The organism is Nocardioides agri, from assembly GCF_013778305.1.
Classification (GTDB): domain Bacteria; phylum Actinomycetota; class Actinomycetes; order Propionibacteriales; family Nocardioidaceae; genus Nocardioides; species Nocardioides agri.
In genome coordinates, this window is sequence record NZ_JACEIC010000002.1 from 1276792 (window position 1) to 1289733 (window position 12942).

The 12942-nt window shown below is 73.2% G+C and carries 11 protein-coding genes; all 11 read right to left on the reverse strand.

From position 1 onward, the window contains the following. A complete protein-coding gene (locus tag HZF07_RS10710; RefSeq protein ID WP_157341535.1) occupies positions 1–1269 on the reverse strand; it encodes a PAS domain-containing sensor histidine kinase in 1269 nt (422 codons plus the stop codon). Between the two features lie 48 nt (positions 1270–1317). Beyond that, a complete protein-coding gene (locus tag HZF07_RS10715) occupies positions 1318–2163 on the reverse strand; it encodes a uracil-DNA glycosylase (protein WP_181645047.1) in 846 nt (281 codons plus the stop codon). Then, the gene (locus tag HZF07_RS10720) at positions 2160–3086 is read right to left on the reverse strand and encodes a Ppx/GppA phosphatase family protein (protein WP_309504694.1); all 927 of its coding nucleotides are present in this window, start codon (positions 3084–3086) and stop codon (positions 2160–2162) included. Before HZF07_RS10720 ends, HZF07_RS10715 begins: the two co-directional genes overlap by 4 nt. Next, on the reverse strand, positions 3077–3556 hold the full coding sequence (locus HZF07_RS10725) for a DUF501 domain-containing protein (protein WP_181645048.1): 480 nt from the start codon (positions 3554–3556) through the stop codon (positions 3077–3079). The genes HZF07_RS10720 and HZF07_RS10725 overlap by 10 nt, the downstream gene beginning before the upstream one ends. Before the next feature lie 18 nt (positions 3557–3574). Next, the gene (locus HZF07_RS10730; protein WP_157341537.1) at positions 3575–4150 is read right to left on the reverse strand and encodes an FtsB family cell division protein; all 576 of its coding nucleotides are present in this window, start codon (positions 4148–4150) and stop codon (positions 3575–3577) included. Between the two features lie 15 nt (positions 4151–4165). Beyond that, positions 4166–5443 (reverse strand): phosphopyruvate hydratase, encoded by a 1278-nt coding sequence (eno, locus tag HZF07_RS10735; RefSeq protein WP_181645049.1) that lies wholly within the window; start codon positions 5441–5443, stop codon positions 4166–4168. A gap of 99 nt (positions 5444–5542) precedes the next feature. Then, entirely contained in the window at positions 5543–7570 is a 2028-nt protein-coding gene (locus HZF07_RS10740) for an ATP-binding protein (protein WP_157341539.1), read from the reverse strand. Continuing rightward, entirely contained in the window at positions 7567–7947 is a 381-nt protein-coding gene (locus HZF07_RS10745) for a response regulator (RefSeq protein ID WP_157341541.1), read from the reverse strand. The genes HZF07_RS10740 and HZF07_RS10745 overlap by 4 nt, the downstream gene beginning before the upstream one ends. A 19-nt stretch (positions 7948–7966) precedes the next feature. Continuing rightward, entirely contained in the window at positions 7967–8551 is a 585-nt protein-coding gene (locus HZF07_RS10750; RefSeq protein ID WP_157341543.1) for a MazG family protein, read from the reverse strand. Further along, a complete protein-coding gene (locus HZF07_RS10755) occupies positions 8552–9217 on the reverse strand; it encodes a hypothetical protein (protein WP_157341545.1) in 666 nt (221 codons plus the stop codon). An 8-nt stretch (positions 9218–9225) separates the two neighbouring features. Beyond that, positions 9226–12747 (reverse strand): transcription-repair coupling factor, encoded by a 3522-nt coding sequence (mfd, locus tag HZF07_RS10760; RefSeq protein WP_181645050.1) that lies wholly within the window; start codon positions 12745–12747, stop codon positions 9226–9228. Positions 12748–12942: the final 195 nt, after the last annotated feature.

The following is a 12942-nucleotide window of genomic DNA, read 5'->3' on the forward strand; positions in this document are numbered from 1 at the left end:
TCAGCCGACCGCGCCGAGCGGCAGCCGCAGCGCGAACGTCGTGCCGCGGCCGACCTCGCTCTCGACGAGGAGCGTGCCGCCCATCAGGTCGACGAGCTGCCGGCAGATCGCGAGCCCCAGCCCGGTGCCGCCGTAGCGCCGGGTGATCGACGAGTCGCCCTGCCGGAACGGGTCGAAGACCTCGCGGACCTGCTCGGCGCTCATCCCGATGCCCGAGTCGCAGACCTCGACCTCGAGCACCAACCCGTCGGCCGTCGGCGTCGTCCGGGCCGCCAGCCGTATCTCGCCGGCCTCGGTGAACTTCACCGCGTTGTCGAGCAGGTTGGCCAGCACCTGGCCGATCCGGCCCGGGTCGCCGACGGCGCGGGCCACCAGGTCGCCGTACGCCGCCTCGACGAGCAGGCCGCGCGCCGTGCCCGCGGACCGCGCGGTCGCGAGCGTCTCGTCGAGCAGGTCCGCGACCGCGAACTCGACCGGCTCGAGCTCGAGCCCGCCGGCCTCGATCCGCGAGAAGTCGAGGATGTCGTCGACCAGGCGCAGCAGGCGCACGCCGGAGCGGTGCAGCACCGCGGTGAGCCGTCGTTGGCCGGGGTCGAGCTCGGTGTCCTCGAGCATCTCCGCAGCGCCGATGACCCCGGCGAGCGGGGTGCGGACCTCGTGGCTCATGGTCGCGAGGAAGAGCGACTTGGCGTGGTTCGCGTCCTCGGCCGCGGCGCGCGCCCGCTCGAGCTCACGCTGCATCCGCAGCCGCTCGGTGATGTCCTCGGCGATCCCGAAGATGCCGACGACCTCGTGGCCGACGATGATCGGCAGGCCGGTCAGGCTCAGGTCGACGAGCCGGCCGCTGCGCTGCCGGATCCGCGCCTGCACGTGCCGCGGGCGACGCGCGACGACGTCGTCGAAGTTCCGCGTGACGGGCGCCACCTGGTCCGGTGGCAGCAGGTCGGTGAACGGGATCCCGCGCAGCTCGTCCTCGGAGTAGCCGGACAGCCGCTCGGCGGCCTCGTTGGCGCTGGTGAACCGGCCGTCGAGGCTCAGCGAGAAGACGCCGTCCGGGTGGTCGTGGAAGAGCGCGTGGTAGCGCTCCGTGGTCTCCGTCAGCGCCCGGTCGAGCTCGGCGTGGCCGGAGACCTCGCGTCGCGCCTGCCGGTAGCGCAGCACGGAGTACGTCGTCGCCGCCAGGCCCGTGACCGCCGCGACCACCATCGCCGAGTCGCCCGGCGACCCCCAGCCACGCCGGAGCTCGCGGGCCGCGCTGAGGATCCTCACGGGACAGCGGTCCTGACACGCACCCCCGAGAACGATGCACGCATGGCCTCACCCTAGCGAGGCAAGGGTCCTCGCTCTGCACAGGAGGTCGTCGAGCATCGCTTCGGTGAGTCGTCCGGTGAAGGTGTTCTGCTGGCTGGGGTGGTAGCAGCCGAGCAGGGTGACCGCCCGGTCGCCGCCGTCGGCGCGGACGAGGCGTGCCTCGGCGCCGTGCCCGAAGCGGGGCTTGGGGCGCGCCGACCAGCCCAGGCCGGCGTATGTGCGCAGGGCCGCGTCCCAGCCGAAGCCGCCGAGCGCGATCACGACCTGCACGTGCTCCTGGAGCAGCGCGAGCTCGGCCTCGATCCAGGGCGCGCACGTGTCGCGCTCGGCCGTGGTGGGCTTGTTCTGCGGCGGCGCGCACCGGACGGTCGCGACCATGCGGGTGTCGACCAGCTCCTGCCCGTCGGCGGCGTGCACGCTGGTCGCCGTGCGTGCGAGTCCCACCCGGTGCAGGCTCGCGAACAGCCAGTCGCCGCTGCGGTCCCCGGTGAAGACGCGGCCGGTCCGGTTGGCGCCGTGCGCCGCCGGTGCGAGCCCGACCAGCAGGATCCGCGGCTCGCTCGCGCCCCAGCCCGGCGACGGGCGGCCCCAGTAGGGCTGGTCGGCGTACGCCGCCCGCTTCTGCACGGCGACGTCCTCGCGCCAGCCGACGAGCCGCGGGCAGGCCCGGCAGACCGACACCCGCGCGTCCAGCTCGGTCAGCGGCACCGACGGTGCCAGCCGGCGCACCTGCGCGGCGGTCCGGGCGACCGAGGTCTCGGCGGTCGCGGGGTCGCCCGGCCAGCCGGCGCCCGGCGGGACCGGCGAGTCGAAGAGCTCGCCGGTGGCCGGGTGCGGGAGGCGCTGGCTCACGATCCGTTGGGCCGGGCGATGGACCAGGCGATCCCGTCGAGGATGTCGGAGTCGGAGACCAGCAGCGACGCGGCCCCGGAGCGGCGCAGCACCTGCGCCAGGATCAGCACGCCGGCGTCGATGACGTCGGCGCGACCGGGATGCATCGACGGCAGCGCGCGCCGCTCGGCGACCGTCATGGCGACCAGCCGGTCGACGGTGGCGAACACCTCGTCGGCGGGCAGCACGGTCTGGTCGACGGCGTCGCGCGAGTACGCCGTGAGCCCGAGCGCGACCGCGGCGAGCTGCGTGACGGTGCCGGCGACGCCGACGACCGTGGCCGCGTGGGCGGGGTCGACCGGGCAGGCGTCGAGGTGGGCGTCGATGTCTGCCAGGCAGGCGGCGACCTCCGCCGCCGTGGGCGGGTCGGAGTGCAGGTGCCGCTCGTGCAGCCGCACCGAGCCGATGTCCATCGAGTCGGCGGCCTCGGGCGCCGAGCTGCCGAGGATCAGCTCGGTGGAGCCGCCGCCGATGTCGACGACCAGCACGGGCGCGGCCGGCGAGTCACGCAGGTTGCGCACCGCGCCGTCGAAGGAGAGTGCCGCCTCGACGTCGCCGCTGACGACCTCGGGCTCGACGCCGAGCCGCTCGCGCACCCCCGCCACGAAGGCCGCCGAGTTCGACGCGTCGCGGGTGGCCGACGTCGCCACGAAGCGGACCCGCTCCGGCGGGACGTCGTGGGACGCGATGAGCTCGGCGTACTCGTCGATCGCGGCGAACGCCCGCACCAGCGCCTCGTCGGCGATCCGGCCCGTCCGGTCGAGGTCCTGGCCGAGCCGGACCATCCTCATCTCGCGCACGTCGACGGCGGGCAGGTCGCCGATGAGCAGCTTGATCGTGTTGGTGCCGCAGTCGATGGCCGCCACCCGTCCCGTCACACGCACGGACCCGGCTCCCACCACTCGCCGAGCAGGTCGAGCACCTCGTCGCCCAGCGGGTTCACGCCGCGGCCCATCGCGAGCGACTGGCCGGCGAGGACGTGCAGGCACTTGACCCGATCGGGCATGCCACCGGCGGAGATGCCGTCGATCTCCTCGACCTGGCCGAGGGTCGCGCGGTAGTCGAGGTAGCGCTCGTGGGCCTCGCGGTAGGCCGCCGCCAGCTCGGGATCCTCCCCGAGGCGGTCCTGCATCTCCTTCATCAGCCCGGAGCCCTCGAGGGTGCCGATCCGCGACGCCGCCCGCGGGCAGGTGAGGTAGAACGTCGTCGGGAACGGCGTGCCGTTGGGCAGCCGCGGCTCGGTCGTCACCACGTCGGGGTTGCCGCACGGGCAGCGGTGCCCGATGTCGTGGATGGCCCGCGGCTCGCGGCCGAGCTGGGACTCGATGGCGGCGACGTCGGAGGGTTCGATCACGCCACGATCATCCCAGGCCTACTGCCGGTCTTTGATCTTGGTCGCCGGCGGCGGCTCCGCGACGGGCGGGTCGCCGGCGAGCTCGACCGACCGCCACGCCCGCGACCACCACGCCTTGGGCTGCTTCGGCGCGACGGTGCCGGGGTCGGTCAGGCTGGCGTCGCTGTCGAGAGGCTCGCCGTCCTCGCCGAGCACGACGTAGGCCGTCTCGCCCGGCATGACGTAGTTGAGGTCGCGCGCCTGCTGCTTGACGTAGGCGGGGTCCTCCCACCGCCGCTGCTCGCGCTCGAGGTCGTCGATCGCCGCCTGGCGCAGCGCGATCTTGCCCTTGAGGTCCTCGAGGTGCGAGCGCTGGTCGAGGTAGGCGCGCAGCGAGGACGCGTAGGAGATCGTCAGGAGCGAGATCACCAGCAGCAGCACGGCGGCGCGACCGGTGAACCGCGATCGGCGGGGCAGCGCGGCGGCCGCTGCCGATCCAGCGGCCGGTGCCGCCGGGCGCACGCTCGCGCGCCCGGCGGCGCCGGTCCTGCCGGGTCCGGGACGGCCGCCGGGGCGCTGACCGCGCGGCGGCGTACGGCGGGACTCGGAGGGCATGTCTCCTAGGGTCGCTCAGCCGGCGTAGCGCGGGAACGCCGACGCGCCGGAGTAGCGGGCGGCATCTCCGAGCTCGTCCTCGATCCGCAGCAGCTGGTTGTACTTCGCGACGCGGTCGGAGCGGGCCGGCGCACCGGTCTTGATCTGGCCGCAGTTGGTGGCCACGGCGAGGTCGGCGATCGTGGTGTCCTCGGTCTCGCCCGAGCGGTGGCTCATCATGCAGCGGTAGCCGTTGCGGTGCGCGAGCTCGACGGAGTCGAGGGTCTCGGTGAGCGTGCCGATCTGGTTGACCTTCACCAGCAGCGCGTTGGCCTGCCCGCCGGTGATGCCGCGCTGGAGACGCTCGACGTTGGTGACGAACAGGTCGTCGCCGACCAGCTGGGTCTGGGTGCCGAGCGCGTCGGTCATGGCCTTCCAGCCGTCCCAGTCGTCCTCGTCGAGCGGGTCCTCGATCGAGACGATCGGGTACGACGCGACGAGGTCGGCGTAGTAGGCGACCATCTCGTCGGTGGACTTGCCGGCGCCCTCGAAGACGTAGGAGCCGTCCTTGAAGAACTCCGAGGCCGCGACGTCCATCGCCAGCGCGATGTCCTTGCCCAGGGTCAGGCCGGCAGCCGAGACGGCCTCGCCGATCAGGTCGAGGGCGGCCCGGTTGCTGTCGAGGTTGGGGGCGAAGCCGCCCTCGTCGCCGAGGCCGGTCGACAGGCCCTTCTTCTTCAGCACGGACTTGAGCGCGTGGTAGACCTCCGCGCCGGTGCGCAGCGCCTCGCGGAAGGTCGGCGCGCCGATCGGCGCGATCATGAACTCCTGGACGTCGACGTTGGAGTCGGCGTGCGCGCCGCCGTTGAGGATGTTCATCATCGGCACCGGCAGCAGGTGGGCGTTGGGGCCGCCGACGTAGCGGTAGAGCGGCAGCCCGGCCGAGTCGGCGGCGGCCCGAGCGACGGCCAGCGAGACGCCCAGGATGGCGTTGGCGCCGAGGTTGGCCTTGTTGGGCGTGCCGTCGAGCTCGAGCATCGTCTGGTCGAGGAGCCGCTGGTCGTCGGCCGCGAGCCCCTCGATCGCCGGGGCGATCGTCTGGATCACGCCGTCGACGGCCTTGCCGACGCCCTTGCCGCCGTAGCGGTCGCCGCCGTCGCGCAGCTCGACCGCCTCGAAGGCGCCGGTGGACGCGCCGCTCGGCACCATGGCGCGCGCGAACGCGCCGTCGTCGAGGAGCACCTCGACCTCGACAGTGGGGTTGCCGCGCGAGTCGAGGATCTCGCGGGCTCCGACGGCTTCGATGGCTGCCACGTCATGCTCCTGGGTTGGGCTCGGGGAGGGGTCGTGCTCGGCTCCCCACCCTAGCCACACCGCCACCGGTGCCGCGCCCGCCCACCGACTGGCGTCCGGTCAGTCGGCGGCCGGGAACGTCACGCACATCGTGGTGCCCCCGGTGGCGTCGTTGCCGCGCACCCACGCGGTGCCGCCGTGCCGCTCGGCGACCCGCTTGACGATCGAGAGGCCGAGGCCGGTGCCGCGGTAGCCACCGTCGCGGTGCGCGCGGTGGAAGCTGTCGAAGACCCGTGACCGGTGCCCCTCGGGGATCCCGATGCCGTTGTCGCTGACCTCGATCAGCACCATCGACGCGTCGCCCTCGGCCCGGCGGCCGGTCACGGACACCTCCGGGACCACGCCCGGCGCGACGTACTTGACCGCGTTGCCGACCAGGTTGTCGAGCACCTGCCGCAGCAGCACCGGCTCCGCCCGCACGGCGGGTACGCCGGGGGCGACCGTGATGCGCGGCACGAGCCCGCTCTGCACCCGCGCGGCGTCGACCCGGGCGCGGACGATGTCCTCCACCACGGCGACGACGTCGACCCGGACCAGCTTGATCGCGAGGTCCCGCGCGGTCGTGTAGGCGAGCAGGTCGTTGATGAGGTGCTGCATCCGCTGCGCGGCGCGCTGGATGCGCTCGAGCTGCTCGACCTGCAGGTGCGGCGGCACGGACACCCCGTTGCGGGCCGGCTCGAGCAGCGCCTCCGACCAGCCCTCGACGACCGTCAGTGGGTTGAGCAGGTCGTGGGCGACGACGCCGGCGAACGACGCGAGCTCGTCGCGCTCGCGCCGGTCGGCGGTCACGTCGTGGAAGACCAGGACCGTGGACGGCGGGTCGGAGCCGATGATCGGCCGGGCCGTCACCTGGAGCATCCGGCCGTCGGGGACGGAGGGATTGCGCACGAGGAGGTCGAGGCCCTCGATCACCTCGCCGGACAGCGCGCGGGCGAGCAGCCCCTCCTCGCCGACCAGGCTGCGGCCGTCGAGGGCGGAGATCTCCTCCGGGTCGGGGGCGAGCCGGCCCTCGTCGTCGAGGCGAGGAGTGCCGACCAGCGTGGCCGCGGCCGGGTTGCGCAGCACCAGACGGCCGTCCTGGTCGAGCACGGTGACGCCGTCGGCCATGGAGTCGAGGATCGTGCGCATCGTGGTGGCCTGCGCGGCCGCGGCCTCCTCGGAGAGCGCCAGCCGCTGGTTGAGCAGCAGGGCCTCCCGGCGACCGACCGAGAGCACCAGGTTGATCACGACGACCAGTGCGATGTAGGTCTGGAAGGTCAGCTCGCGGCTGCCGATGTCGGCGATCTCGTCGAAGGGCCCGTGACCGAGGACGGTCAGGGCCGCGACCGCGCCGCTCACCGCCAGGGCATGGATGTCGGAGACCCACGACGTGAAGCGGGTGCCCGCCCAGACGCACGTCACGACGACGACGAAGGGCAGCGGCAGCCCGTCGGTCACCAGGAAGACCATCCAGACGAGTCCTGCCGTGCAGAGCGCGAGCAGGACGGCCTCGACCGTCCCTCCGGCACCCAGCCCACCGAGGCCGCGCTGTCCTCTCGGCGCCCGAGCCGTGTTGCGGGCCAGTAGCGACAACGGGAAGATCGCGAGCACCGCGGCCGCGTTGCGCAGCACCCAGGTCACCAGCCCGCCCCACTCCCCGTCGGCCTCGAAGAGGATCGACGTCGGCCCGATGAGCGAGGCCACCGTCGTCGAGAGGAACACCGCGGCCATCAGGTAGCCCAGGTCCCGCAGGCTCTGGACGCCGGGCGGCGGCTCCTCGCCGAAGCCCCACATGCTGGGGCACCAGCGGCTGATCAGCAGGCCGAAGAGCAGCACCTGGGCCAGGGTGCCGAGCGCGAGGCCGAGCGAGAGCGACGTCGAGACGCCGGTCAGGTCGTTGATCAGCCACGAGCACGCGAGGAGCACGACGCCGTCGACGATGAGCCACCGGTTCCAGCCGGTGACGGCGAACCATGCCGCGGCCACGCCCGCCGCCGGCCACAGGAGGGCCAGGCTGGCGCCGTCGAGGACCGTCAGGCGGCCCAGCACGGCTGCGAGCACGAAGTACGCCGCGAAGCCGGCCAGGTCGAGCACCCGCGCGCGGCTCACTCCTGGCGACCCCCGGTCCCGAGCGCGCGCCGAGCCGCTGCGCGCAGGTCGTCGGGCTGGAACGGCTTGGCGATCCGCTCCCGCCCCGTCTGGGCGATCCGGTCGATGATCTCGCCGGTCCACTGCACGGTGACGAAGACGGCCGCGACGTCCGGCCACACCTCCTCGAGCTCGGCCAGCAGGGCGACGCCGTCGACGTCCGGCAGCGCGTAGTCCATCAGCACGAGGTCGGGCAGGTAGCCGGGCTCGTCGGCACGCAGCCGTCGCAGCGTCGCGCCGTCGGGCACGCCGCGGATCTCGTGGCCGTCGCCGAGCATGCAGTGGGCGACCCAGTCACGTACGTCGGCGTCATCCTCGACGATCAGCACCCGGGCCACGATCGGCAACCCTAGCCGGTCACAGACGACGTCGTACGGCGTCGCGCAGCGCCTGCTCCGGGTCGACCCCGTCGGCCCGGGCCTCGGCGACGAGGGCCAGCAGCCGGTCGCCGAGGTCGGTGCCGTCCGGGTCGGCCGGCGTGCCGGCGCGGTGGAGCCGGTCGAGCACCTTGTCGGCGTAGAGCAGCGCGGGCAGCGTGTCGGGCAGCCCGTCGGTGACCGCGGCGCGCTGCTTCTCGGCGGCCTTGATCGACTCCCAGACCTCGTTGATCTCCTGCGGGGTGCCGCCCGCGACCCCTCCGAACACGTGGGGGTTGCGGCGGCGCATCTTCTCGATGATGTCGGCGGCGACGTCGTCGATCGTGAACTCGCCGGCCTCCTCGGCGATCACCGCGTGGAAGTAGACCTGGAGCAGCAGGTCGCCGAGCTCCTCGCGCAGGTGGGCGGCGTCGCCGGTGTCGATCGCCTCGAGGGTCTCGTGGGTCTCCTCGAGGAGGTAGCGGGCGAGCGAGCGGTGCGTCTGGCCGGCCTTCCACGCGCACTCGGCGCGCAGCCGGCGCATCACCTCGAGGAACTCGAGGAGCGACTCACCGGACGCCGTCATCTAGCCGCAGCGCTGGGTGGACGGCAGCCCGGCGGAGAAGGTCTGGTCGTCGGTCGACGTCGCTGCGCGGGCCTTCTCGCTGACCGGCCGGGAGATGTCGGTGTCGGTGCGCGTGACCTCGCCGCCCTCGAGCGCGATCCCGAAGCGGGGGTCGATACGCACGTCGTTGTCGTCGAGCCAGTCGTCGAAGGCGTCCGCTCCGGCCTCGGCTGCCGCGTCGTCGTCGGCGCCGAGCTGCTTGCCCACGGCGAGCTGGACGGCGAGCGCGTAGGGCCGGGCCAGGTTGACCGCGCGCACCGCCTCCTTCTGCGTGTCGGTGAGGTCGCTGAGGTTGGCCTCCAGGTCGTCGCGCGCCTGGTCGTAGGCCGCGTCCGCCGTGACCCCCTGGTCGGCGGCGAACTGCTCGCTGGCGGCGCGCAGGGCGAGCGAGCCGGCGACCTGGGAGCTGACCACGGAGTTGGCGACGGTCTGCCCGTCCTGGAGCTGCGTCTCGACGGCCGAGCAGTACGCCGCGGCGGTGTCGGCCACCTCCTCCAGGGTCACCGACTCCCCGGCCACCCGGGCGGCCACGCCACCGTTGAGCGCCGGCACGGAGCCGCACCCGGACAGGGTGACGGCGGCGGCCACGGCGAGGCCGGCGAGGCCGCGGAGTCGGGTCGAGGTCACGCGTGCTCCTACTTCTCGGGAACGGGGTCCAGGACGGCGTCGATCACCTGACGGGCCCATTCAAGCAGGGCGATGCCAGCGAGCGGCTGCCCCCCGATCCCCGGCGCCACCGGGCGGGGCACGAGCACGGTCCGGACCGGCGCCTTGACGATCGACTTCGGGTAGAGCCGGTTGAGCCGGACGACCCGCGACTCGGGCAGCTCGACGGGTGCGAAGCGCACGTTCCGGCCGGCGATCGTGACCTCACCGATGCCGGCCTGGCGGGCCCGCGCCCGGAAGCGGGCGACCAGCAGCAGCGAGACGACCTCGACGGGCGGCTCGCCGTAGCGGTCGAGCAGCTCCTCGTTGATGAGGTCGACGTCCTCGTCGGAGCGCACCTCGGCCAGGCGCCGGTACATCTCGAGCCGCAGCCGCTCGCTCGGGATGTAGCCGTGCGGCAGGTGGGCGTCGACCGGCAGCTCGATGCGGACCTCGTCGAGCTGGTCCTGGCCCTCGCCCTTGAACTCCTGGACGGCCTCGCCGACCAGCCGCACGTAGAGGTCGAAGCCGACGTCGGCGATGTGCCCGGACTGCTCGCCGCCGAGCAGGTTGCCGGCACCGCGGATCTCGAGGTCCTTCATCGCGATGGCCATGCCGCCGCCGAGGTCGGAGTGCTGCGCGAGCGTCGCGAGCCGCTCGTGCGCGGTCTCGGTCAGCGGCTTCTCCGAGGGGTAGAGGAAGTAGGCGTAGGCCCGCTCCCGCGACCGGCCGACGCGGCCGCGGAGCTGGTGGAGCTGCGAGAGGCCGAGCGCGTCGGAGCGCTCGATGATCATCGTGTTGGCGTTGGAGACGTCGAGGCCCGACTCGACGAGCGTCGTGCAGACGAGCACGTCGAAGCGCTTCTCCCAGAAGTCCAGCATCACCTGCTCGAGTTGCTTCTCGTTCATCTGGCCGTGCGCCGTCGCGACCCGCGCCTCGGGCACCAGCTCGCGGATCCGGGCCGCCGCCTTCTCGATCGAGCTGACCCGGTTGTGGATGTAGAAGACCTGACCCTCGCGCAGCAGCTCGCGGCGCACGGCGGCGATCACCTGACGGTCCTCGTAGCCGCCCACGTAGGTGAGCACCGGGTGCCGCTCCTCCGGCGGGGTGGTGATCGTGGACATCTCGCGGATGCCCGTGATCGACATCTCCAGCGTGCGCGGGATCGGCGTGGCGGACATGGAGAGCACGTCGACGCTGGTGCGGAGCCGCTTCATCTGCTCCTTGTGCTCGACGCCGAAGCGCTGCTCCTCGTCGACGATGATCAGCCCGAGGTCCTTCATCCGGATGTCGGGATTGAGCAGCCGGTGCGTGCCGACGACGATGTCGATCGAGCCGTCGGCCAGCCCGGCCACGACCTCGCGCGCCTCGGCGTCGCTCTGGAAGCGGGACAGGCCCTTGAGCACGACCGGGAAGCCGCTCATCCGCTCGGAGAACGTGCTGAGGTGCTGGGTCACCAGCAGCGTGGTCGGCACCAGGACCGCGACCTGCTTGCCGTCCTGCACGGCCTTGAACGCCGCGCGCACCGCGATCTCGGTCTTGCCGTAGCCGACGTCGCCGCAGACCAGGCGGTCCATCGGCACCGTGCGCATCATGTCGGCCTTGACCTCGTCGACCGTGCTGAGCTGGTCGGGGGTCTCCTGGAACGGGAACGCGTCCTCGAGCTCGCGCTGCCACGGGGTGTCCGGGCCGAACGCGAAGCCCTGCGTGGCCTGGCGCGCGGCGTACAGCTTGATGAGCTCGGCGGCGATCTCGCGCACCGCGCGGCGGGCCTTGGCCTTGCGCTTGGTCCAGTCCGCGCCACCGAGCCGGTCGAGGCTGGGCGCCTCGCCGCCGACGTACCGCGTGACCTGGTCGAGAGCGTCGGCCGGGACGTAGAGCCGGTCCGGCGGGCCACCACGCTTGCTCGCGCCGTACTCGAGGACGAGGTACTCGCGCACCGCTCCCCCGACCTCACGCTGCTTCATCTCGACGAAGCGGCCGACGCCGTGCTGCTCGTGGACGACGTAGTCGCCGGCGCGCAGCTCCAGCGGGTCGATCTGGCGCTTGCGGCGGGCCGGCATCCGGCGCATGTCGCGGGTCGAGGACTTCTGGCCGGACAGGTCCTCGCCGGTCAGCACGACCAACCGGTTGGCGTCGTCGACGAAGCCGTGGTCGGCGGCGCCGCAGGCGATCGTGACGACGTCGGCGCTGAGGTCGGTGGCCTCCTGGAGGTCCTCGGCGACCCGCGCCGGCACGTCGTGCTCGGCGAGCACCTCGCGCATCCGCTCGGCCGGTCCGTGGCCGGCGTGCAGGACCACGACCCGGTAGCCGTCGGCCCGCCAGCGCGCGATGTCGCCGACCGCCCGCTCCATCTCTCCGCGGTAGGCGTCGGCGGGCTTGGCGCCGAGCACGCGCGTCTCGTCGTCGGTGTCGAGCCCGAAGGGGCTGACGGTCCACCACGGCTTGCCCTGCGCGATCGCGTGGCTGCGGACGTCGCCGATCTCGCGGTAGGACGCCGCGCCCAGGTCGATGGGGGCCTGGCCACCACCGGCAGCCGCCGCCCAGCTCGCGCCGAGGAACTCCTCGCTCGTGGCGACCAGGTCGTGCGCCCGGGTGCGCGCCCGCTCCGGGTCGAGCACGAGCACGTGCGTGTCCGCGGGCATCAGGTCGACGAGCAGCTCCATGTCGTCGACGAGCACCGGCGCGAGGGACTCCATGCCCTCGACCGCGATGCCGGCCGCGATCTTGTCCGTCTGCTCGAGCAGCTGCGGGTGGGCCTGGCCGAGCGCGGCGGCCCGCTCGCGGACCTCGTCGGTGAGCAGCAGCTCGCGGCACGGCGGGGCCCAGAGCCGCTCGACCTTGTCGAGGGTGCGCTGGTCGGCGACGGAGAAGGACCGGATCTCCTCGACGTCGTCGCCCCAGAACTCCACCCGGAGCGGGTGCTCCTCGGTCGGCGGGAACACGTCGACGATGCCACCGCGGACCGCGAACTCGCCACGCTTCTCGACCAGGTCGACCCGCGAGTACGCCGCGTTCGCCAGGTTGCGCACGACCTCCTCGAGCGGGGCCGTGTCGCCGGGGACCAGCTCGACGGGCTCGAGGTCGCCGAGGCCCTTCACCTGCGGCTGCAGCACGGAGCGGACCGGAGCGACCACGACCTGCAGGGGGCCGTTGGACGCGTCGTCGCCGGGGTGCTGCAGCCGGCGCAGCACGGCCAGCCGGCGACCGACCGTGTCGCTGCGCGGGCTGAGCCGCTCGTGCGGCAGCGTCTCCCAGCTCGGGTAGTAGGCGACCCCGGCCGGGTCGACCAGGTCACCGAGAGCGGACACCAGGTCCTCGGCCTCCCGGGAGGTCGCCGTCACCGCGAGCACGGTGCGCCCCGCGCGCACCAGCCCGGCCACGACGTACGGGCGCATGGCCTCGGGCCCGGTGAGGTCGAGCGCGGGCACGCTCCCCCCGCGGGCGTCGGCGATCACCTCGTCGAGGATCGGATCGGCGAGGACGGCCTCGGCCAGTCCGGCAAGGTGCACGGTCACTCCCAGCAGTGGTGCGGACAACACGAGAGCCCCCGACCAGCGCGTGGCAGGGGGTGACGCAGCGAGTCTACGGGCGGTCTCCGACACGCCCGAGGCCGCGCTCCCGCGGGCGCGCTTACCCAATTTGAGGTATCGACCCATCCGGAGGTGCCGCCGTCCCGAATGTTGGGTACGGAGTTGAACGGGGGA